This window comes from Mycobacterium sp. AMU20-3851, assembly GCF_043974665.1.
Classification (GTDB): Bacteria; Actinomycetota; Actinomycetes; order Mycobacteriales; family Mycobacteriaceae; genus Mycobacterium.
The window spans coordinates 3,043,091-3,064,730 of sequence record NZ_CP146371.1; the positions used below are offsets into that span (position 1 = coordinate 3,043,091).

Below are 21,640 nucleotides of genomic sequence, written 5' to 3' on the forward strand. Positions count from 1 at the left end.
TATCGGAGACCGGCGACCCCGCGTTACGGGGCGCGGTGCGAACCGCCCGGCGGTGGCGCCGCGGGCCCGTCCAACTCCGGTGTCTCGGATCGGGCCTCCAGCGGGACCGGGGGCGCCGAACCGATGGGCGGCGTGGTCGCGCGCGCCTCGGCCTCGGCGCGGGCCACCGCCTGCGCGATCTTCGGATCAGTCTCGGTGCTGAACCAGTCGGCGACCTCGTCGGAGTCGTCCTCGGGTTTGGGCAGGTCCTCCTCGACCGGGGACGGGGTGTACCGGAACACGCCGTCGGAGCCCGGGGCCCCCAGCATCTTGGTGAACCCCTCCAGCGCCGATCCGAAATCGCTGGGCACCAGCCACACCTTGTTGGCCTCGCCCTTGGCCATTTCGGGCAGCGTCTGCAGGTACTGGTAGGCGAGCATCTCCGGAGTCGGCCGCCCCGCCTTGATCGCCGCGAAGGTCTTCTCGATCGCCTTCGCCTCACCCTGGGCCTTCAGGTACTGCGCGGCGCGCTCACCCTGGGCCCGCAGCATCCGGGACTGCCTTTCCGCCTCGGCGGCCAGGATCGCAGCCTGCTTGGCGCCCTCGGCCGCCAGGATCTGGGCCTGCTTCTGCCCTTCGGCCTGTTTGATCGCGGCCTCCCGGCTGCCCTCGGCGGTCAGGATCATCGCGCGCTTCTCGCGGTCGGCGCGCATCTGCTTCTCCATCGAGTCCTGGATGGACGGCGGCGGATCGATGCTGCGCAGTTCGACCCGGGCCACCCGCAACCCCCACCGGCCGGTGGCCTCGTCGAGCACACCGCGCAACTGGCCGTTGATCGAGTCGCGCGAGGTCAGCGTCTGCTCCAGCGTCATGCCGCCGACCACGTTGCGCAACGTGGTGGTGGTGAGCTGCTCGACGCCGACGATGTAGTTGCTGATCTGGTAGACCGCGGCCTGCGGGTTGGTCACCTGGAAGTACACGACGGTGTCGATGTTGACCGTCAGGTTGTCCTCGGTGATCACCGGCTGCGGGGGAAAGGACACCACCCGCTCACGCAGATCCACCCGCGCGCGGATCTTGTCGATGAAGGGCACCAAGAGAGTCAGCTGTCCCGAGACGGTCTTGCTGTACCGGCCGAGTCGCTCGATGACCGCGGCTTCGGCCTGCGGGATCAGCGCCACCGATTTGGCGACCACCACCACCGCGAAGATCACCAGGACCACGAACAGCACGAGACCTACGACAGCACCATCCATGAAGACTCCCCTCCCACATCCATATCGACTGCTCGATCGGCTCAGATCGTCCGGTACACCACCGCCGTCGCCCCGTCGATGTGCATGACGGTGACGTGGTCGCCCGGCAAGAAGACATCGTCGTCGTTGAGAGGACGTGCCGTCCATACCTCGCCGTCGAGTTTGACCTGGCCTTCGTGCCGGGACACCTGCGCCAGCACCAGGGCGGCCTTGCCCTCCAGAGCCTTGACCGGCTCCGGCAGGCCCTTCCCGGACTCCATCTTGCGGCGCAGCGCGGGCCGGACCAGCACCAGCAGCAACACCGAGACCACCAGGAAGACGGCGCCGTCCGCCCAGATCGGCCAGTCGAAGAGGAAGCCGGTGCCGGCCGCCACCAGCGCACCGCCGCTGAGCATGAGCAGGAACAGGTCACCGGTCAGGGCTTCTGCTCCTGCCAGTCCCAGTGCTGCGACCAGCCAGATCCACGCGGGCATACGTGTCAGCCTAGCGAATACGGCCGTATCTGCGACCGACAACTACACTGCGGAAACTATGTGGTGTCCGAGTGCTTCGCTGACGGTCTGGGTCAATGCCTGGCTCGCTGGTGCCGCCGCGCCCGATGACGTGCTCGACGCGCTATCGCAGTGGGCGCCAAAGCATTCCGTGACCGCGTACGACTCGGTGGCGGCGGGTTCAACCGGCCTGCCGTGGCCCGACCTGGACCACTCCGGCACGATGTCGCTGCTGCAGACCATGCGCACCGCCGCCGGGGCACCCAACGGCGCGCCGGCGCTCGCGCTGGTGCTGCCGGTACCGGGTGACGTCCGCGGTCTGCCACCGGACACCCAGTTCCAGCGCGACGCGATCACCATGGGCGAGGCCATCATCGTCGGCCAGGACCCGGCCCGTTCGGTCGGCATGGTGCCCGAATACATCTACGAGGACGTCGACGATCCGGACTTCGAACCGGACCCGGTGTCGTTGGCCTGGACGGTGTACTCGGTCTCCGGGCCGGCCTTCGTCGAGCACGCCGACCTGGGTGAGGCCGAATACTCGCTGCGCTCGGCCGTGCGGTCGGCCGCCGACGCGCTCGGCGCGCTGAGCGCCAGCGTCAGCGCCGCCGACATCGACGATCCGCGCGGCATGGTCGAGCAACTCCTGGAAGCGACCCGGCTGCACCGGCTGCCCGATCACGCACCCGAACGCGCGGCCCGGGTCCTGGAGAACGCGGCACACGTCGACGCGATCATCACCGCCAGTTCCGGGCTGATGCCGATCGGGCTGCAGACCAGTTCGGAGATCGCCATCGCATCGGACACCCTGCGCCCGTTGGCCTCGGTGGTCCGCACCGCGCGACTGGCCGCGATCAGCGCGATTCTGTATTCGGCCTGGCGGCGCTGACCGGTTCGCAGTCCGGCGTGCAGAAGGCCCCGTTGACGCTGCTGCCGTAACCCGGAACAGGTTGCGGGGCCGCGACTCTGGCCGGTTCCAGCCCGAGCCGCTGTTCGTCCATCAGCGCCACCACCAGTTCGGCGAAGCGGCGCTGCGCATTCGGTGTGATGGCCCGGGCCAGCGCCACACCGGCGGCCTCGGCCTGTTCGGCGAGTTCGTTGTCGAGATCCCACACCACCTCGATGTGATCGGCGACGAAGCCGACGGGGCACACGATCACCGCCTCGACACCCCGGGCAACCAGGTCGGTCAGATGATCGCCGACGTCCGGTTCCAGCCACGGCACCTGCGGCGGACCGGAACGGGACTGCCAGACCAGGTCGAAGTCGTCGTAGCCGGCGGCCGAGGCCACCAGTCGGGACGCGTAGCCGACCTGCCGCTCGTAGAGGTCGGTTCCGCAGCGCGATGCCGCGCGCAACGGTATCGAGTGCGCGGTGAACACCAGCCGGGCCTGCGCCCGCAGATCCGCGGGCAGCGTCGCGGCGGCGTCGGCCACCGCGTCGGCGAACATCTGCACGAACAACGGGTGGTCGAAGAACTGCCGCAGCTTCACCAACTCGGGCGCGGACTCCCCCGCCGCGGCGCGGGCCCGGGTGATGTCCTCCTGATACTGCGCGCAGCCGGAGTAACCGCCCCATGCCGAGGTGGCGAATACCGCCGCACGCCGAACGCCGTTGTCCCGCATGGTGACAACGGCGTCTTCGGCGAAGGGCTCCCAGTTCCGGTTGCCGAAGTAGACCGGCAGGTCCGTTCCCCGGTCGGCCAGTACGGACTCGATCTGCTCGATCAGCGCCCGGTTGATCCCGTTGATCGGCGACACTCCGCCGAAGTGGTGGTAGTGCTCGGCGACCGCTTCGAGGCGCTCACGCGGGATGCCGCGGCCCCGGGTGACGTTCTCCAGGAACGGCATCACCTGTTCGGGCCCCTCCGGTCCGCCGAAGGACAGCAGGAGCAGCGCGTCGAAGTCGGCTGCCATGGGCCTAGAGCAGCTGGGTGTGGGCGCCGCCGTCGGCGTAGATGACGGTGCCGGTGGTGGCCGGCAGCCAGTCCGACAGCAGTGCGCACACCGTCTTGGCGACCGGGGTGGGGTCCTTCATGTTCCAGCCCACGGGTGCGCGCTGGTCCCAGCCCTCCTCCAGCAGACGCATCTGGTCGCCGGCCTCGGCGCCGAGCGCCCCGCCGACGATCGCACTCATGGCCAGAGTCCGGATCGGCCCTGCCGCAACGAGATTGGAACGCACGCCGAACGGCCCGGCCTCACGGGCGACGAACCTGTTCACCGATTCCAGGGCGCTCTTGGCGACCGTCATCCAGTTGTAGGCGGGCATCGCGCGGGTCGGGTCGAAGTCCATGCCGACGATGCTGCCGCCGCTGTTCAGCACCGGCAGCGTCGCCTTGGCCAGCGATGCGTACGAGTAGGCCGAGATGTGGATGCCCTTGGCGACGTCCTCATAGGGCGCGTCGAAGAACGGGTTCACGCCCATTCCGGTCTGCGGCATGAAGCCGATGGAGTGCACGACACCGTCGAGCTTGTTGCCCTCGCCGATGACCTCGGTGATGCGGCCTGCCAGCGAGTCCAGGTGCTCGGAATTCTGCACGTCCAGTTCCAGCAGCGGGGCCGGCTTGGGCAGCCGGTCGGCGATCCGCTGGATCAGCTTGAGCCGGTCGAAACCGGTGAGTACCAGTTCGGCGCCGGCCTCCTGGGCCTGCTTGGCGATGTGGAACGCGATCGAGCTGTCGGTGATGATCCCGGTGACCAGGATCCGCTTGCCTTGAAGAAATGTCACGGTGAGAACTCCTTGTGTCTGGCTTGTGTCTCGGGGGCCTAGTGGCCCATGCCCATGCCGCCGTCGACGGGGATGACCGCGCCGGCGATGTAACCCGCATCCTCGGAGGCCAGGAAGCTGACCGCACCGGCCACGTCCTCGGCGGTGCCGACGCGCTTGGCCGGGATGAATTCCAGTGCGCCTTCCTGGATCCGCTCGTCGAGCGCGCGGGTCATCTCGGTGTCGATGTAGCCGGGGGCGACCACGTTGGCGGTGACGCCGGCCTTGGACAGTTCCCGGGAGATGGAGCGGGCCATGCCGATCAGCCCGGCCTTGGCCGCCGCGTAGTTCGCCTGGTTGCCGATGCCCCACATACCCGACACCGACCCGATGTAGATGATCCGGCCGAAGCGCTTGCGCTGCATGCTGCGGGAGGCCCGCTGGGTCACCCGGAAGGCTCCGGTGAGGTTGGCGTTGATGACTTCCTGGAAGCGCTCCTCGGTCATCCGCATCAGGAACGCGTCCTTGGAGATCCCGGCGTTGGACACCAGCACCTCGACCGGTCCCTGGTGCTCCTCGACCTCCTTGAAGGCACGGTCGACGGCGTCGTTGTCGGTGACGTCACACACCACGCCGAACAGACCCTCGGGTGCGCCGGAACCACGGTGGGTCACCGCCACCTTGTGGCCGTCGGCGGCCAGCCGCTGCGCGATGGCCAGACCGATACCCCGGTTTCCGCCGGTGACCAGGACCGAACGCGGGACGAAGGCCGGACGGCCGGCGGGTGCGGCTGCAGCGGCGTCAGTGTCACTCATGACCGCCAACTTATCGTCTGACCGGCACCGGCTCGAAATCGCATCGCCGCCGTGTCCGCGGCGCGGGACGTGTTCGTTGTCACGGAAGGTGGGCGGCCGTGGTGCCCGGGCGGGCGCCCAACCGGGCGGCGTCGGCGCCGGGCGGCGCGCCGAACAGGCGCCGGTACTCGCGGCTGAACTGGGCGGGGCTGTCGTAGCCGACCAGATGCCCGATCCGCGCGATCTCCCCGCCGGTGGCGCCGACCAGTAGTGCGCGGGCCTCCTGTAAGCGGATTCGTTTCTGGAACTGCAGCGGGCTCATCCGGGTGGCGGCCCGGAAGTGGCGGTGATAGGCCGAGGAGCTCATCCCGGCCATCGCGGCTAGTTCGGCGACGCGCAGCGGTTCGGCGTAGTTCTCCCGGATCCACCGGATCGTCCGGTTGATGTGTGCCAACCCACTGCCGGCGGTGCCGATCCCGGCCAGCGCAGCGGCGTGCGGACCGCGCAGTAGACGCCACAGGATCTCCTGCTCGATCAGCGGAGCCAGCACCTCGGCGTCCCCGGGGCTGTCCAACAGCCGGACCAGCCGCAGCACGGCGTCGAGTAGATCACGGTCGGCCCGGCCCGTCGACATGGCGGGCCCCGCGGCCGGCCGCGCCGGCGCGCCGGGCGCGCGCAGCAGCAGTTCGGCGATCGCCGGCGGTCGCAGCACCAGGCCCACCCCGAGTGCGGGGGCGTCCGGACCGCAGTCGAGGAAATGCCCGCTGACCGGCAACTCGGCGGTCACCACCAGAATCTCCCCGGCGCGGTATTCGAACATCTGCTCGCCCAGCAGCAACCGCTTACCCCCGCGGGCCATCACGACCAGCAACGGCTCGGTCAGCGAGTAGTCCGGCGAGGTGTCGGTGACGCTGGACAGCAGCAGGCCCTCGATGGTCGTGGACGTGTCCGGGCGACTGTGGGCGGTGATGAGTGCGCCCAGTTCGTCCAAGGCGGCCTGCATGCAGCTCGATCCTGCCGAATCGGGCAGGATCAGGCAAGAGTCCGATCGGATTCGACTACCGTCGGGGCGGGCGTGGCCGGTGCAATGGAGATGTCATATCCACCTTCCCAGGAGCCGCCCACCATGACACTCGACCATTACCTCACGCTCGGCCGTTCCGGACTGCGAGTCAGCCCATTTGCACTGGGGGCCATGACATTCGGCGAAGATCCGGGTGGTGCCGGCTGCAGCGTCGACGAATCCGAGTCCATCATCGACGGCTACCTCGAGCGCGGCGGGAACTTCATCGACACCGCGAACTTCTACACCAACGGGCATTCCGAGAAGATCCTCGGCGACTACCTCGCGAGGAACCCGCACCGGCGGGATCGTGTGGTGGTGGCCTCGAAGTTCTTCACCAATATGACCCCCGGCGACCCGAACGGCGGCGGCGCGGGCCGCCGATCCATCCTGACCCAGCTGGAGCAGAGTCTGCGCCGGCTGCGCACCGATCACCTGGACCTGTACTGGCTGCACAACTGGGACCGGCACACCCCGATCGAGGAGACCATGCGCACCCTCGACGATCTGGTCCGGGCCGGGAAGATCCGCTACATCGGCTTCTCCAACATCCCGGCCTGGGTGACCGCACAGGCGCAGACCATGGCCCTGCTGCGATCCTGGACGCCGCTGATCGCGCTGCAGGTCGAATACTCACTGCTGGCCCGCGACGTGGAGGGCGAGACGGTGCCGCTGGCCCTCGATCAGGCGCTGGCGCTGGTGACCTGGAGCCCGCTGCGCAACGGGTTCCTGTCCGGGAAGTACCGGCGCGGCCGCGATGTCGGCGATTCCGCGCGGGCCGCGTTCGTCGGCGCACCCGACGACGACGAGTTCCGGGTCATCGATGTGGTCACCGAGATCGCCGACGAACTCGGCAGCACCGCGGCGGCGGTGTCCCTGGCATGGCTGCGGTCCCGACCGGGCACCGTGGTGCCGATCCTCGGGGCCCGCCGGCCGGAGCATCTGGAGAGCAACCTGGCCGGCCTCGACGTGGTCCTGGACGCGGATCAGCTGCGCCGGCTCGACGCGGTGTCCCGGTCCCGCAACGTGCCCCGGCCCGCGATCGAGGAGGGTCTGCGGTTGGCGCTGCAGTTCGCCGGGACCACGGTCGACGGCACCGCGACCGGCGAGTACCCGCCGCTGACGGCCGGGACCGCGCGGTACTAGCGGCTAACCGGGCAGGCGGCGGTTGATCAGCAGCGATGCCAGCGCGGCCAGGGCGAGCACCAGCGCACCCAGCCGCAGCCAGCCGACGCTGGCGTCACCCTTGATGGTCTCGTAGCCGATCTGCTGCTGCAGCGAGCTGAAGACCGCCTTGAGCTGTTCCAGGCTGGATGCGGTGAAGGCCTCGCCGCCGGACAGTTCGGCGATACGGCCCAGCATCTCGTCGTCGACCGGTACCGGCTGGCGCTGGTCGTTGATCTCCACGTAGCCGTACGGGGTGCCGAAGGACACCGTCGAGATCGGCACGCCCTGATCCTTGGCGGTCCGCGCCGCGGTGTAGGCGCCCTTGGGGTTGTCCGGGTTGGACGGCACCGTCTCCTTGCCGTCGGACATCAGCACCACCCGGGCCGGTGGCGGTTCGTCGCCGCCACCGATCACCGCGCCGACGGTGGCGATCGCCTGCAGCGCGGTGAAGATGCCCTCACCGGTGGCGGTGCGGTCGGCCAGCTGCAGCTTGTCGATGCCGTTCTTGGTCGCCTCGCGGTTGGTCGTCGGGGACACCAGCACGGTGGCGGTGCCGGCGTAGGCGATCAGCCCGAGGTTGATACCGGGGGTCAGCTGGTCGGCGAACTGCTTGGCCGCCTCCTGGGCGGCGACCAGCCGGCTGGGTGCCACATCGGTGGCCCGCATCGACTGCGAGACGTCGATGACGAGCATCACCACGGCGCGGTTGCGCGGGACGCGGACGTCGTGGGTGGGCCCCGCCATCGCCACCGTCAGGAACAGCAGCGCGGCCACCAGCAGGATGGCCGGCAGATGCCGCCAGCGGGTGGGCTGTTTGGGCGCCACCTTCTCCAGCAGTTCCATGTTCGCGAATCGCAGGATCCGCTTGTGCCGGGCCGTCTGGACGATGATGTACAGCCCGACGAGCCCGAGCACCACCAGCAGGAACAAGAAGAACCACTTGTGTTCGAATCCCGACAGGGTCATCGGTCCGAGCAACGGCAATGTCATGTGCGCACAGTCATTTCAGTCTCGATTGGCATGCCCCGGCTACCTGCCTCCGGCAAGCGCGCCGCGGCGGCGGTTCGCCACGAAGCGGACCACGTCGGCGATCCAGTCCCGGTCGGTACGCAAAGTCAGCAGCGGTGCGTCGCAGCGTCGCAGCGTCCGGGCGACCTCGGCGCGGTGCGCGTCGGCGGCCCGGGCGAAGTCGTCGCGCAGCTGCTCGTCGATGGTGAACTCGCGGGTCACCCCGGACTCGGTGTCCTGCAGCACCACATCGCCGACTGCCGGCAGTTCCACGTCGCGGGGGTCGATGATCTCGATGCCGAGCACCTCGTGGCGACCGGAGATCGCGCGCAGCGGTCGCATCCAGTCGATCGGTCCGAGGAAGTCGCTGATGATCACCGCCATCCCCCGTCGCCGTTCCGGCCGGCGCAACGAGTCGATCGCGGCGGCCAGGTCCCCGCGCACCCCCATCGGGGCCTGCGGGGTGGTGGCGATCGCACGGAGCAGTTCCTGCTCGTGCAGGCGACCGGACAGCGCCGGTACCCGCCGCGTGGTGTCGCCGTTGGAGATGATCGCCCCGATCCGGTTGCCGCCGCCGCTGTTGAGGAACGCGATGGCCGCGGCCGCCGCCACCGCGAGGTCCCGCTTCTCGCAGCCGGTGGTGCCGAAATCGAGGCTGGCCGACACGTCCACGACCAACCAGGTCTCCAGCTCACGGTCGGCGATCATCTGCCGCACGTGCGGCTGGGTGGTGCGCGCCGTCACCGACCAGTCCATCCGGCGGACGTCGTCGCCGGGCTGGTAGATCCGGGACTCCCCCGGCTCGGAGCCGGGACCCGGGATCAGGCCGAGGTGGTCGCCGTGCAGTACGCCGTCGAGCTTGCGGCGGACCGTGAGCTCGAGCTTGCGCAGCGCGGCGGACAGCGCGGGGTCACGGATCTCGCCGCGCTTGAGCGAGGGCAGATCGACCGCGCGGCCGCCGGTGCCGGTCACCGACCGCCGGCCGCCGCGGCGGCGGGCACCCCGGGAGGCGCCGAATGGCCTTGCTGCGGAATCGCATTCACCTGCGGCAGCCCGACGGTCTGCATGATCCGGTTGATCACCGTCTCCGCGGAGACCTCGTCGGCCAGCGCGTCGTAGGTGAGCACGAGACGGTGCCGCAGCACATCCGGGATCACCTCGACGACGTCCTGCGGGATCACGTAGTCGCGGCCACGCACCAGCGCCAGCGCGCGGGAAGCCGAGATGATGCCCAGCGAGGCGCGCGGCGAGGCGCCGTAGGCGATCCACGACTTCGCGTCGGGCATACCGAACTTCTCCGGTTCGCGGGTGGCGGTGACGATGCGCACCACGTAGTCGACCAGCGCGTGGTGCACGAAGTTGTTGGCGGCCACCTCCTGCAGCCGCAGCAGATCACCGGTGTCCAGGATCTGCTTGGGCTCCGGCGGTTTCACGCCCATCCGGTAGATGATCTCGCGCTCTTCCTCCGGCGACGGGTAGTCGACGTTGAGCTTGAACAGGAAGCGGTCGCGCTGCGCCTCGGGCAGCTGGTAGACGCCTTCCTGCTCGATCGGGTTCTGGGTGGCCATCACCAGGAACGGGTTGGGCAGCGGGAAGGTCTTGCCGCCGACGGAGATCTTGCGCTCGGCCATCACCTCGAGCAGTGCCGACTGAACCTTCGCCGGTGCACGGTTGATCTCGTCGGCGAGCAGGAAGTTGACCACGACGGGACCGAGTTCGATGTCGAACTCCTCCTTGCCCTGCCGGTAGATGCGGGTACCGACGATGTCGGTGGGCACCAGGTCGGGAGTGAACTGGATGCGGGCGAAGGTGCCGCCGACAACCTTGGCGAAGGTCTCGACCGCCAGCGTCTTGGCGACACCGGGCACACCCTCGAGCAGCACGTGGCCCTTGGCGAGCAGGCCGACGAGCATGCGCTCGACGAGCTGATCCTGGCCGACGATGATGCGCTTGACTTCGAAGATCGCCCGTTCCAGGGTGTGCACTTCGTTCTGCAGGTTCGCGCTCGGGGGCGGTGTGCTCTGCGTGCCGGGCGGGTAACCCTGCGTCGGGGCGGGGCCTGGAAAGCCTCCGGCGCCCTGCGGCGGCCCACTCGGTGACGTCATCTAGCTTCCTCCCACGGTTGCTCGGTCCAAACTCGCTGGTACTCGCCGTCGTCCACCGCAACGGTGGGGCGTCCGCCGTCAACTATTCCAGGCAGTTCGGAATCCGTCGACGTTGCCCGCCCGCGTGCCGGGCCGTCAGGACTCGATGATACGAACCAGGTGGGGCGACATCCCCGCGGTGCGCAACGGGCTGACGGTCACCTTGTCCGCGCTGCCCGAGGCCTCCAGCATCTTGCCGCCGCCCAGATAGATGGCGACGTGCTGGCTGCCGCCGGGCCCCCAGAAGATCAGGTCGCCGCGCTTGGCCTGGGAGGGCTGGATGGGCCGGCCGGCGTTGTACTGGTCGCCGGAATACTTCGGGATCTGCACACCGACACCGGCGAACGCGTACCGGGTGAAGCCCGAGCAGTCGTAGCCGATCTTGCCGGTGTCGTAGTCCACGCCCGGGCCGGGTCCGGTGAGGGTGCCACCGCCCCAGGAGTACGGGACCCCGAGCTGCGACCCGCCGCGCCGGATGACGTACTCGATGGCCTGCGGTCCGCGGACCCGGGCACCCATGGGCAACCCGCCGGCCGACGCCGCCGGCGCCGGCGCCAAGCCGATGGACTGCAGGAACTTGGACCCGAGATTCTGGGTGGTCTCCAGCGCGATCCTGCTCACCTCGAAGGACGCATTGGCGATTGCGACCGGGTCCCCGGGCGCACCCGAACTCGGACGGGCCGGCAGCGTCGGATCCCATTCCCCGGGCGCCGCGGTCGCCGGTGTAGCGGCGCCGATGGCCATCGCCCCGGCCAGGGCGAGCGTGGCCAGTACGCGGTTGAGGCTGCGAAAGCGTTTGGAGTTCAAGGAGTTCCCAACGGTCAGTACTCGATGTAACGGACGGCGTGCGGCGTCATGCCGCTGGTGCGCACCGGCGAGATCTTCACGTGCGAGCCGGTGTAGGGGGCCTCGATCATCTGGTTGTTACCGAGGTAGATGGCGACGTGCTGACTACCGCCGGGCCCCCAGAACAGGACGTCACCGCGGCGCATCTGCGCGGTCGGGATCTTGCGCCCCATGTCGTACTGCGATCCGGAGTAGTGCGGCAGCTTGATGCCCACGCCCGCGAATGCGTAGAGCACCAGGCCCGAGCAGTCGAAACCGACTGTGCCGGCACCGGAGTCGATGCCCCGGCTCTTACCCGCGGCGTTGCCGCCGCCCCAGGAGTAGGGCACGCCGATCTGGGACATCGCGCGTTTGATGACGTACTCGGATGCCTGGTAACCGTGCACCCGCGGGATCGCACCGTTGTTGGTGTAGCCGGTGGGCGTGGGCAGGATGCCGAGCTTCTGCAGGAACTTGCGGCCCATGTCGGCGGTGAGCTGTGCCGAGGTCTGCGCGATACCGAGGATCGCGTTGATGATCGCGATCGGATCGCCGCTGACGAACGCGCTCGGGATGGCGGGCAGGGTCAGGTCCCACTGGCTGGACTGCGCGCCTGGCGCTGCCGCCCCGGGCTTGCGGTCCCAGTCCGCGCTGACGCCTGCGGCGGCCGGTCCGGCCGCGACCGGTACCTGACCGGATCCGGCTGGTGCCGGGGCCACCGGTGCACCCGACGGCGCCGCCACCGGCCTGGCGGCATCCAATTTCGCCTGTGCGGCACTGCGTTCCGCGCTGAGTCGGTCCAGATCGGCCTGTTGGGACCTGAAGACCTGCTGCGCTTCGGTCAGGCTGGCCACCGCGGCGTCCTGGCTGGATTGCGCGTCGGCGGCCGCCTTGTCGGCGGTCTCCTTGGCCAGGCGCGCCGCGGACTCCTGGTTGACCTGCTCGGTGCGGGCCCGCTGCAGATCGTCCATCACCCGCTGGGAACTGATCGCCATCGCCTGTCCGGCGGCGGCGGTCTTCAGCGCCTCGGTGGGGTCGGTGGCGCTCAGGTAGGAGGCGGCGGGGCCGTTGACGTAGGCGGCGACGGCGTAGGTGTCGAATCGCTTCTGTGCGTCCGCGATTGCCGCGTTGGCATCGGCCACCGCGCGATGGCTGGCCTCGACCTGCTGTGCGGCTGCGGCTGCCGCGTCACGCGCATCCTGCACGCCGACGAGCGCCTTGTTGACGCTCTCCTGCTCGGTCTGCACGGCGGCGCCGAGCTCCTGCAGTTTCTGGTTGGCCTCGGCGACCGCGGCGACGAGCGCGGCCACGCCCTCGGGACCCACCGGTTCGGCAACCGACACCGCGCCGTTGGGCAGAGCGGCGGCGAACAGCAGGCCCATCGACAGGGGTACCGCGCAGATTCGCCCGTACATCCGGGTAGCGGAGGCGCCAGGGGTGCGTCTCATTCGACCAGGTCTCCTAGGGCTCAACGCCAACGTGTTGGCACATCACATACGTGTCTGGGGCCACAGGAATCACACCTGCAACACGAGCACTGTTTGCACCGTACGTCACATCACGCGCTAAAGAAACTTTAGTCACAAATTACATGAATGTAATTGAATCCAGCGTTATCGAATAGTGATATTCGAATTCGCCAATAAGGGTTCTGCGATTACTCCGCGGGCGCCGCGGGGCCGGATTCAGCAACGGTTCGCTTGGCGCGAACCTGCAGTACACGGGTGAAAACGGCGGCTATCGCAACGCCGACAACAACGACGATCGTAAAGGGCATCCACGGAAAGTCCGGGGTCTGCAACTCGGCCACGAAATTCTTCGAAGATTGCACCGGATCGCCCGTTTTAGCCAGGTCCTGACCGGCCTCCAGAGTGACCCGGTCAAAGACCGGGCTGTAGGTCCCGGCGTAGAACGGGCTGATGGCCAGCACGGTCGATCCGGGGTAGGCGGTACCCACCTCGGTGGCGATGTCGCGCAGCGGCGTGTCGATCGGCGGATTGGTTTCGATGACGACGATCTTGAGATCGATCCCATCCCGGCCGGCGTCGGCGACGACCTGCCGGAGGCCCTCGACGTCCGCTCCGGCGGGTGCGCTGACACCGCCGTCGGCGACCTCCGCCTTGACCAGGTTCATGTCCACGTCGGGCGGGATATAGCCGGGGATGAGCGGGAGTACGTGCGGTCCGGTCACACAGGCACCGTACCGCCGCCCCACTGCGAGCGCCGAAACCGACGCTCGGGTCGTCATTGCAGCGTGACTGCCGCGTGATCCCACGATCTGGCCAACGGGGTCGCACCCGGAGCCGAACTGGAGAAGACTGAACCCGACCCACAGCACGTTGCAGGACAAGCGTACTGTTAGGATCAGCACCGCCGTCGACACAGCCCGTCGCGGCGAGATCTAGCCGGGAGTTGATGTGAGCAGCGAAAATACGGCCAATTCATCCTTGAACTCATTTGGTGCCCGTGACACCCTGGCCGTCGGGGACCAGAGCTACGAGATCTACCGCCTCGACGCGGTACCCGGGACCGAGAAGCTCCCCTACAGCCTGAAGGTGCTCGCCGAGAACCTGTTGCGCACCGAGGACGGCGCCAACATCACCAAGGAACACATCGAGGCCATCGCGAACTGGGATCCGTCGGCCGAGCCGAGCATCGAGATCCAGTTCACCCCCGCCCGCGTGCTGATGCAGGACTTCACCGGTGTGCCCTGCATCGTCGACCTGGCCACCATGCGTGAGGCCGTCGCCACCCTGGGCGGCGACCCGAACAAGGTCAACCCGCTCTCGCCCGCCGAGATGGTCATCGACCACTCGGTCATCCTGGATGTCTTCGGTAACGCCGGCGCCTTCGAGCGCAACGTCGAACTCGAATACGAGCGCAACGGGGAGCGCTACCAGTTCCTGCGCTGGGGCCAGGGCGCCTTCGACGACTTCAAGGTCGTCCCCCCGGGCACCGGCATCGTGCACCAGGTCAACATCGAATACCTGGCCCGCGTCGTCATGACCCGCAACGGGGTGGCCTACCCGGACACCTGTGTGGGCACCGACAGCCACACCACGATGGAGAACGGCCTCGGCGTGCTGGGCTGGGGCGTCGGCGGCATCGAGGCCGAGGCGGCCATGCTGGGCCAGCCCGTGTCGATGCTCATCCCCCGCGTCGTCGGCTTCAAGCTGACCGGTGAGATCAAGCCGGGCGTCACCGCCACCGACGTGGTGCTGACCGTCACCGACATGCTGCGCAAGCACGGCGTGGTCGGCAAGTTCGTCGAGTTCTACGGCAAGGGCGTGGCCGAGGTGCCGCTGGCCAACCGCGCCACCCTGGGCAACATGAGCCCCGAGTTCGGTTCCACCGCAGCGATGTTCCCGATCGACGAGGAGACCATCAACTATCTGCGGCTGACCGGGCGTACCGAGGAGCAGCTGGCGCTGGTCGAGGCGTACGCCAAGGAACAGGGCATGTGGCACAACCCCGACTCCGAACCGGTCTTCTCCGAGTACATGGAGCTCGACCTGTCCACCGTGGTGCCGTCCATCTCCGGGCCGAAGCGTCCGCAGGACCGCATCGAGCTCTCCGACGCCAAGAACGCGTTCCGCAAGGACATCCACAACTACGTCGAAGAGAACCACCCGACCGAGCACACCAAGCTCGACGAGGCCGTCGAAGAGTCCTTCCCGGCCAGCGATCCTGCGGTGCTGTCCTTCGCCGATGACGGTGCGGTGATCCCGAACGCGGCCAACGGTGCCGAGGGCCGCCCGTCCAAGCCGGTCACCGTGCGCTCCGAGGAGCGCGGGGAGTTCGTGCTCGACCACGGCGCGGTCGTGGTCGCGGGCATCACCTCCTGCACCAACACCTCGAACCCGTCGGTGATGATCGGTGCCGCGCTGCTGGCCAAGAAGGCCGTCGAGAAGGGCCTGACCTCCAAGCCGTGGGTCAAGACCAACATGGCGCCGGGCAGCCAGGTCGTCACCGACTACTACAACAAGGCCGGTCTGTGGCCGTACCTGGAGAAGTTGGGCTACTACCTGGGCGGCTACGGCTGCACCACCTGCATCGGCAACACCGGTCCGCTGCCCGACGAGATCTCGGCCGCTATCAACGACAACGATCTGTCGGTGACCGCGGTGCTCTCCGGTAACCGCAACTTCGAGGGCCGCATCTCCCCCGACGTCAAGATGAACTACCTGGCCTCCCCGCCGCTGGTGATCGCCTACGGCATCGCGGGCACCATGGACTTCGACTTCGAGACCGATCCGCTCGGGCAGGACACCGACGGCAATGACGTGTTTTTGAAGGACATCTGGCCGACGTCGGCGGAGATCCAGGAGACCATCGCCTCCTCGATCAACCGGGACATGTTCACCGAGTCCTACGCCGATGTGTTCAAGGGTGATGACCGCTGGCGTTCGCTGCCCACCCCGGAGGGCAACACCTTCGCCTGGGACGAGGACTCCACCTATGTGCGCAAGGCGCCGTACTTCGACGGCATGCCCGCCGACCCGGAGCCGGTCAGTGATATTTCCGGCGCCAGAGTGCTTGCCCTGCTGGGCGATTCGGTGACCACCGACCACATCAGCCCGGCCGGTGCGATCAAGCCGGGCACCCCGGCCGCACAGTACCTCGACGCCAACGGTGTGGAGCGCAAGGATTACAACTCGCTGGGGAGCCGCCGCGGCAACCACGAGGTGATGATCCGCGGCACCTTCGCCAACATCCGGCTCAAGAACCAGCTGCTCGATGACGTCTCGGGTGGGTACACCCGCGATTTCACCCAGGATGGCGGCCCGCAGGCATTCATCTACGACGCCTCGGAGAACTACAAGAAGGCCGATGTCCCGCTGGTCGTGCTGGGCGGCAAGGAGTACGGGTCGGGCAGCTCGCGTGACTGGGCGGCCAAGGGCACCGCACTGCTCGGCGTGAAGGCCGTCATCACCGAGTCCTTCGAGCGCATCCACCGCTCCAACCTGATCGGTATGGGCGTCATCCCGCTGCAGTTCCCCGCCGGCGAGTCCGCCGCGAGCCTCAAGCTGGACGGCACCGAGACCTACGACATCGCCGGGATCACCGAACTGAACAACGGTAAGACCCCCAAGACGGTCAAGGTCACCGCCACCAAGGACGACGGCAGCAAGGTGGAGTTCGACGCGGTGGTCCGCATCGACACCCCCGGTGAGGCCGACTACTACCGCAACGGCGGCATCCTGCAGTACGTCCTGCGCAACATGCTGAAGTCCTGATCCATGCCTCGGGTCACCGAGGATCATCTGGCGGCGCGCCGCCGCCAGATCCTCGACGGCGCGCGGCGCTGCTTCGCCGAATACGGATATGAGAAGGCGACCGTGCGGCGGCTCGAAGACACCATCGGGCTGTCGCGCGGCGCCATCTTCCATCACTTCCGTGACAAGGACACCCTGTTTTTCGAACTCGCCCGCGAGGACGCCGAACGGATGGCCGAGGTGGCAGCCCGCGAGGGTCTGATTCAGGTGATGCGGGATCTGCTGGCCGCGCCCGACCAGTTCGACTGGTTGGTCACGCGACTGGAGATCGCCCGTAAGCTCCGCAACGACCCGGCATTTCAGCAGGGGTGGGCCGAACGTTCGGCCGAGTTGTCGGCAGCCACCACTGAGCGGCTACGCAAGCAGAAGCAGGCCGGCCGGTTGCGCGAAGACGTGCCCGGCGCGGTCGTGCAGACCTATCTGGATCTGGTGCTGGATGGACTGGTGGCTCGGATGGCGTCCGGGGAGGACACCGACAAACTCAGCGCGGTCTTGGACCTGGTCGAGGATTCGGTGCGGCAGCCGCGTTAGCGGCGCTCGGTCTGACATCCGCGGTGCGAATCGAGTACCGCCATACCTAGGTCGGCCTCGGCGCTCACACGTAGGTTTCGTTGTGCAGCGCCGGTGGCCAACCGGCTCAGTACCGCAACGCAAGGATGTCTCCGACGCCGAGGAAACGCCATGCCCCAGGAACATCGTTCTGAGCCGGGCCGCTGATGTCAGGCGGACTCGAGATCGCCACGCCATCCGGAGTCATGATCCGGCTGCTGGGCCCGTTCGAAATCATCAAAGAGGGCATGGCGCTTCCCCTCCGAGTGGGCGGAAAGACCGAGCACGTACTGAGTGCACTCGCCGCACACCCGCATGCCGGTGTGACCCGCGAAGCCCTCGTCGAACAAGTGTGGCCCGATACCCCGTTACCGCAGTCCATCCGTTGCCTCAGCAGCCTGCTGCATTGGCTCAAGCGCCAACTCCACGACGCCCTCGGCGGTGAGGCACCTGTCATCCACTCGCACAACAGGTATCGGTTGAACATCGAGAGCGGGCTGTCGATCGACGTCCTGGAATTCGAGACCGCGGTCGACGCAGCTCACCGATTCCATTCGGCTGGCTCCGTCGCGGCGGCCATCGACTCATACCGGCGAGCCGTATCGCTGTATCGCGGCGACCTGACCGCACCCGAAGACATCACCGGCCTGCTCCACAGGGAACGTCTGCGGGCGTTGTGCCTGGATTCCCTGGCCCGCCTCGGCGACGCACACTTCGGACTCGGCGACTATCCGCAGGCACTGGCAGCCGCCTTGCAGTTGATCGCCATCGACGCCTGCCGGGAAGATGCGCACCGCATGACGATGCGCGCCTATGTCCGTCTCGGTGCGCGCGCTCAGGCGTTGCGCCAATACGCACTGTGTCGCGCCGCGCTGGCCCGGGAATTCGATGCGGAGCCCGAGCCGGCGACGGTCCAGTTGTACGCGGCGATACGGACCGATCCCAGCTCGGTGTGACACGGCGATCTGATCGGCATCTGATCGCAGTCTCACGGCCGATGCGGCGTCACCCTCAGAGCGACCTCAGCGGCCCGGACTAGAACTGAACCGACCGAGTCAGCGAGGGCCGATGGCTGAAGGCGATCCCAGTGCGGACCAACTGTCCGCCACACGTCAGATCACTCTGGTGCTGCGCCTCGCCGTCGAAGTCATGGGCCGATTGACGGGGGAAATCGTGGACCCGATCTCGAACCGGCGGCAACGATTCGCCGGCATGACCGAACTGACCGATGCCATCCGAACTCATGTCGACAACGCCGCGAGGGATCTCGCCGGCAGGCCCGAACCAGACGACCGGGGGGATTCATGACCGATATCGGCACAGGGTTTCTCCAGGCGATCGAGGCGTTTCTCAACTCCCGGCTCGGGCACATGACCCAAACCACATGGAGCGACACCGGGCCGTTCCTGGGCGCAGTGGTGACCTTCGACACCCCGGCACGCAAGACGCGATTCGACAAACTCAAAGCCGATATCGAGGCGATGGAGCCGGTTTTCGACGAGATCGGCAAGAAGATCAAGAAACAGACCGAGCTCATCCAGAAGATGGTCACGGAATCGTCGAGCGACATCGACACCGACGATTTCGACTTCGATGTCGCTGCCCGTGTGGCGATCCGCATCGGAATGGCACTGTCAGCCGCGGACGAGGCGTACAACATCGTCGCCACCGAACTCGCCAAAGACGCCAACGGCCACGTCGACGAGAACATCCGGGCCGGTCTGATGGGTCTGTGGAATCCGACTGCCCAGCCGTTCAAGAACCTCGGAGCCGGCGCCGGCAACCTGCTCAACAAATTCGGGCGACTGTTGGGCATCGACAACCTGCTCGGGGACCTGAGTGACAAGATCAAACTCGACCGGGAGCAGAACGGGTTCAAGCTGGTGGCGCGGACCCCTACGGCGGGTCCCGCCACACTCGGCATGCTGACCCTCGACGAGATCTCGTTCGAAGGCTTCCTCCAGTTCAGCGACCGCGAGATCGCCAATCCCACCGAGGAGGAGAAGAAATCACTCGTCCAGCGTGAGAACAAGTACTACATCGGCGATGTCGGCATCATCGGGCTGCGCATGCGCACCATCCTGCAGCCCGGGCTCACCCGAGATCCGCTGCTCGCCAGGGTCATGCCGGGCGCGGGCGAACCGAAAACCAGTACCACCACCGCGATCTCGCTGGACACCGGCCAGGGTTTCTATCTCGGCGACGGCCGGGCCAACGAGAAGGCGGTGCTGCCCGTCCGCTTCTCCTATCCGGGAGTGGAACTGCGCGAGATGGCGCTCGGCCTGGTGCGCAATCCGGCCCGCGAGGTCACCGCCTTCGAGATCACCACCTCGATCGCCGCCACGATGGGCGCTGCGGTCGGGATGCAGGTCGTCGGCGGCGGGCTGGTGATCACCCCCGAGGGAGAAACCGAACACCAGGCGATGTTCGCGATGCCCGTCTCCACCCGCTGGCCCGACGCCCTCGGCCTGCGCATCAAGGCGGGTCCGATCACCGGCGGCGGTTTCATCCAGCGTGTCGAGCGCACCTACAAGGTCGACGGCAAAGACGTCAAACGCATCGAGTTCGGCGGTGTTGTCCAGCTGCAGATTCTCAAGTTCGGCGTCTCGGCGATCGTCATCCTCTCGCCGGACCCCTTCTCGCTGGTTCTGGTGATCGGAGTGCGCTTCCCGGTCGCCATCGAACTCAGTTTCGGCTTCACGCTCAACGGTATCGGCGGCATTCTGGCCATCGACCGCGGACTGTCACTGGAGGCCCTCAGGTCCGGGATGAAGGACCACATCCTGGACAAGATGTTGTTCCCGGACAATCCGGTCGCCGAGGCCCCCAAGCTGCTCGACAAGGTCGCCGACATCTTCCCGCCGAGCCCCGGCGGTTTCGTCGTCGGTCCGATCGTGGAACTCGGCTGGGGGTCCCAGGCGAAGTTCGTCGAGATGAAACTCGGTGTCGTCCTTGCCCTTCCCGACCCGATGATCGTCGTGCTCGGTTCGCTTCGGGTGCGGGTGCCCACCAAGGATGCGCCCATCACCGACATCAAGGCCGATGTCTTCGTGGCGATCACCCCCGACCATCTTCTGCTCTTCGCGAGCATGCGTGACTCGAAGATCGCCGAGTTCACCGTATCCGGAGATATGGGTCTCTACATCGAATGGTCGGGCTCCGGCGGATTCGAGTTCTCGATCGGCGGGTTCCACCCGGAATACGAGAAGCTGGTCGGCAAGAAGCCGAAGCTCGGCGAGATGGACCGGCTCACCATCGACCTCTCCCCTGCCAAGGCCATCAGCTTCGTCATCAAGGCCTACTTCGCCATCACCGCGGGGTCCGTGCAACTCGGCATCGACGGCCGGCTCAATGCGGACTTCGCGGTGGTCGCCGCGAAGGCCTGGCTGACCCTGGACATGATCTTCATCTGGTCGCCCCGGTTCGCGTTCAAGGTGGCGATCGAAGTCGGCGTCGAGGTGGAACTGCTGGGCTTCACGTTCGCCTCGATCATGTTCCGTGGATCGCTGCAGGGCACCCGCCCGTTCGAACTGGCCGGCCACATCAAGGTCGACGTCTGGTTCCTGCCCACCTTCGACGAGGATCTCGGTCCGATCACCTGGGGTGACCGGGAGCCACCGAAACTGCCCCCGGTCGATGCCCTGGCACTGGCTGCCGCCGCCCTCGACGAACCCGACTCGTGGAAGGCGACGCTGCCCGACCATGCCGCGCAGCTGGTGACGCTGGCCGACGTCGACGACGTCGCGGGGCGCATCGCCCACCCCCTCGCCGGACTCGAAGTGTCACAGACCCAGGTGCCGCTCGGCGTCCGGATCACCCATGTGGGCGCCTCACCGGTCAAGGCGGACATGGTCACCCTTGGCATGCCGGTCTCCTCGGCCGGCGAAGTCGCGGCCGTCAGCGAACTGCGCACCCCGTTCGCGCCGGGCCACTTCTTCGACCTCGAAGGCGAGAAGCTGCTTGCTCGGTCAGGATTCGAGGAACTGACCGGGGGTTGCCGGATCGCCGCGGCCACCACACCTACGCTCGGGGACTCCGAGCAGGAGAATGTCGCCTACCGCACCTACGTGCGCAACCCCGACGACCGGTTCTCGGCCATCCGGCAGAAAACCTGGAAGTTCGACACCTTCGGCGCGGCGTATGTGCGCACCAGCACTGTGGGCCGGGCCGTCGCGGAAACCGGTAATCCGTATCTGGTGAAGGCGCCGGCCGACCCGCCGGTGGACGTCCTGCCGCAGGGGACGTCGATACTGACCGACGGCAGAACCGGCGGCCTGCTGCTGGCCGGTCTCGGTGCGTTGAGCGCCACCGAAGCCGCGGCCGTCGTCGACGCAGTCGGTGCCGCCGACCTTGCGGTCCGGACCTCGGTGAGGGGATGAGCA

The 21,640-nt window shown here is 67.6% G+C and carries 19 protein-coding genes; 7 read left to right on the plus strand and 12 right to left on the minus strand.

The window, feature by feature from the left end:
• Positions 1–23 precede the first annotated feature (23 nt).
• Positions 24–1,235 (minus strand): SPFH domain-containing protein, encoded by a 1,212-nt coding sequence (locus tag V4U86_RS14555; protein WP_395306691.1) that lies wholly within the window; start codon positions 1,233–1,235, stop codon positions 24–26.
• Positions 1,236–1,276: 41 nt separating this feature from the next.
• The gene (locus V4U86_RS14560; RefSeq protein ID WP_395306692.1) at positions 1,277–1,708 is read right to left on the minus strand and encodes an NfeD family protein; all 432 of its coding nucleotides are present in this window, start codon (positions 1,706–1,708) and stop codon (positions 1,277–1,279) included.
• 58 nt (positions 1,709–1,766) lie between these two features.
• On the opposite strand from V4U86_RS14560, the gene V4U86_RS14565 reads away from it, so the two are divergent.
• Positions 1,767–2,615, plus strand: a complete 849-nt coding sequence (locus V4U86_RS14565; protein WP_395306693.1) for a hypothetical protein — start codon at positions 1,767–1,769, stop codon at positions 2,613–2,615.
• Here the strand turns inward: V4U86_RS14565 and V4U86_RS14570 are convergent.
• The 4 genes from V4U86_RS14570 to V4U86_RS14585 form a co-directional block, all read right to left on the minus strand.
• Positions 2,581–3,642 (minus strand): ferrochelatase, encoded by a 1,062-nt coding sequence (locus tag V4U86_RS14570; protein ID WP_395306694.1) that lies wholly within the window; start codon positions 3,640–3,642, stop codon positions 2,581–2,583. The genes V4U86_RS14565 and V4U86_RS14570 overlap by 35 nt on opposite strands.
• A 4-nt stretch (positions 3,643–3,646) precedes the next feature.
• Positions 3,647–4,453: an NADH-dependent enoyl-ACP reductase InhA gene (inhA, locus tag V4U86_RS14575; protein ID WP_395306695.1), complete on the minus strand. Its 807-nt coding sequence runs from the start codon at positions 4,451–4,453 to the stop codon at positions 3,647–3,649.
• A gap of 38 nt (positions 4,454–4,491) precedes the next feature.
• Positions 4,492–5,247, minus strand: a complete 756-nt coding sequence (fabG1, locus tag V4U86_RS14580; protein WP_395306696.1) for a 3-oxoacyl-ACP reductase FabG1 — start codon at positions 5,245–5,247, stop codon at positions 4,492–4,494.
• Between the two features lie 79 nt (positions 5,248–5,326).
• Complete coding sequence (locus V4U86_RS14585) at positions 5,327–6,229, minus strand: AraC family transcriptional regulator (protein ID WP_395306697.1); 903 nt, start codon at positions 6,227–6,229, stop codon at positions 5,327–5,329.
• 123 nt (positions 6,230–6,352) lie between these two features.
• Between V4U86_RS14585 and V4U86_RS14590 the strand changes: the two genes are divergently transcribed.
• Entirely contained in the window at positions 6,353–7,435 is a 1,083-nt protein-coding gene (locus tag V4U86_RS14590; protein ID WP_395306698.1) for an aldo/keto reductase, read from the plus strand.
• A 3-nt stretch (positions 7,436–7,438) separates the two neighbouring features.
• Here the strand turns inward: V4U86_RS14590 and V4U86_RS14595 are convergent, their stop codons facing one another.
• The 6 genes from V4U86_RS14595 to V4U86_RS14620 form a co-directional block, all read right to left on the minus strand.
• A complete protein-coding gene (locus V4U86_RS14595; protein WP_395306699.1) occupies positions 7,439–8,446 on the minus strand; it encodes a VWA domain-containing protein in 1,008 nt (335 codons plus the stop codon).
• Positions 8,447–8,485: 39 nt separating this feature from the next.
• On the minus strand, positions 8,486–9,436 hold the full coding sequence (locus V4U86_RS14600) for a DUF58 domain-containing protein (protein WP_395306700.1): 951 nt from the start codon (positions 9,434–9,436) through the stop codon (positions 8,486–8,488).
• Positions 9,433–10,569 carry an AAA family ATPase gene (locus V4U86_RS14605; protein ID WP_395306701.1) on the minus strand — a complete coding sequence of 379 codons (1,137 nt, stop codon included), beginning with the start codon at positions 10,567–10,569 and terminating at the stop codon, positions 9,433–9,435. Before V4U86_RS14605 ends, V4U86_RS14600 begins: the two co-directional genes overlap by 4 nt.
• Positions 10,570–10,704: 135 nt before the next feature.
• Positions 10,705–11,415 carry an NlpC/P60 family peptidoglycan endopeptidase RipB gene (gene ripB / locus V4U86_RS14610; RefSeq protein WP_395306702.1) on the minus strand — a complete coding sequence of 237 codons (711 nt, stop codon included), beginning with the start codon at positions 11,413–11,415 and terminating at the stop codon, positions 10,705–10,707.
• A 14-nt stretch (positions 11,416–11,429) separates the two neighbouring features.
• Positions 11,430–12,881, minus strand: a complete 1,452-nt coding sequence (ripA, locus tag V4U86_RS14615; protein ID WP_395306703.1) for an NlpC/P60 family peptidoglycan endopeptidase RipA — start codon at positions 12,879–12,881, stop codon at positions 11,430–11,432.
• A gap of 209 nt (positions 12,882–13,090) precedes the next feature.
• Positions 13,091–13,624: a DUF6676 family protein gene (locus tag V4U86_RS14620; RefSeq protein WP_395306704.1), complete on the minus strand. Its 534-nt coding sequence runs from the start codon at positions 13,622–13,624 to the stop codon at positions 13,091–13,093.
• A 226-nt stretch (positions 13,625–13,850) separates the two neighbouring features.
• On the opposite strand from V4U86_RS14620, the gene acnA reads away from it, so the two are divergent.
• The 5 genes from acnA to V4U86_RS14645 all read left to right on the plus strand — a co-directional run bounded on the left by acnA (position 13,851) and on the right by V4U86_RS14645 (position 21,637).
• Positions 13,851–16,670, plus strand: a complete 2,820-nt coding sequence (gene acnA / locus V4U86_RS14625; protein WP_395306705.1) for an aconitate hydratase AcnA — start codon at positions 13,851–13,853, stop codon at positions 16,668–16,670.
• 3 nt (positions 16,671–16,673) lie between these two features.
• Entirely contained in the window at positions 16,674–17,240 is a 567-nt protein-coding gene (locus tag V4U86_RS14630; protein ID WP_395306706.1) for a TetR/AcrR family transcriptional regulator, read from the plus strand.
• Between the two features lie 185 nt (positions 17,241–17,425).
• Positions 17,426–18,214: an AfsR/SARP family transcriptional regulator gene (locus V4U86_RS14635; protein ID WP_395306707.1), complete on the plus strand. Its 789-nt coding sequence runs from the start codon at positions 17,426–17,428 to the stop codon at positions 18,212–18,214.
• A gap of 112 nt (positions 18,215–18,326) precedes the next feature.
• The gene (locus V4U86_RS14640; protein ID WP_395306708.1) at positions 18,327–18,566 is read left to right on the plus strand and encodes a hypothetical protein; all 240 of its coding nucleotides are present in this window, start codon (positions 18,327–18,329) and stop codon (positions 18,564–18,566) included.
• A gap of 62 nt (positions 18,567–18,628) precedes the next feature.
• On the plus strand, positions 18,629–21,637 hold the full coding sequence (locus V4U86_RS14645) for a DUF6603 domain-containing protein (protein ID WP_395306709.1): 3,009 nt from the start codon (positions 18,629–18,631) through the stop codon (positions 21,635–21,637).
• Positions 21,638–21,640 lie beyond the last annotated feature (3 nt).

Bases quoted from the DNA above. Each gene is read 5' to 3' on its own strand.
- V4U86_RS14590 (WP_395306698.1), top strand. From the start codon at position 6,353: ATGACACTCGACCATTACCTCACGCTCGGCCGTTCCGGACTGCGAGTC.
- V4U86_RS14560 (WP_395306692.1), bottom strand. From the start codon at position 1,708: ATGCCCGCGTGGATCTGGCTGGTCGCAGCACTGGGACTGGCAGGAGCA.
- V4U86_RS14570 (WP_395306694.1), bottom strand. From the start codon at position 3,642: ATGGCAGCCGACTTCGACGCGCTGCTCCTGCTGTCCTTCGGCGGACCG.
- V4U86_RS14630 (WP_395306706.1), top strand. From the start codon at position 16,674: ATGCCTCGGGTCACCGAGGATCATCTGGCGGCGCGCCGCCGCCAGATC.
- V4U86_RS14565 (WP_395306693.1), top strand. From the start codon at position 1,767: ATGTGGTGTCCGAGTGCTTCGCTGACGGTCTGGGTCAATGCCTGGCTC.
- V4U86_RS14555 (WP_395306691.1), bottom strand. From the start codon at position 1,235: ATGGATGGTGCTGTCGTAGGTCTCGTGCTGTTCGTGGTCCTGGTGATC.
- V4U86_RS14635 (WP_395306707.1), top strand. From the start codon at position 17,426: ATGTCAGGCGGACTCGAGATCGCCACGCCATCCGGAGTCATGATCCGG.
- V4U86_RS14595 (WP_395306699.1), bottom strand. From the start codon at position 8,446: ATGACATTGCCGTTGCTCGGACCGATGACCCTGTCGGGATTCGAACAC.
- V4U86_RS14605 (WP_395306701.1), bottom strand. From the start codon at position 10,569: ATGACGTCACCGAGTGGGCCGCCGCAGGGCGCCGGAGGCTTTCCAGGC.
- V4U86_RS14640 (WP_395306708.1), top strand. From the start codon at position 18,327: ATGGCTGAAGGCGATCCCAGTGCGGACCAACTGTCCGCCACACGTCAG.
- fabG1 (WP_395306696.1), bottom strand. From the start codon at position 5,247: ATGAGTGACACTGACGCCGCTGCAGCCGCACCCGCCGGCCGTCCGGCC.
- V4U86_RS14645 (WP_395306709.1), top strand. From the start codon at position 18,629: ATGACCCAAACCACATGGAGCGACACCGGGCCGTTCCTGGGCGCAGTG.
- ripA (WP_395306703.1), bottom strand. From the start codon at position 12,881: ATGAGACGCACCCCTGGCGCCTCCGCTACCCGGATGTACGGGCGAATC.
- V4U86_RS14585 (WP_395306697.1), bottom strand. From the start codon at position 6,229: ATGCAGGCCGCCTTGGACGAACTGGGCGCACTCATCACCGCCCACAGT.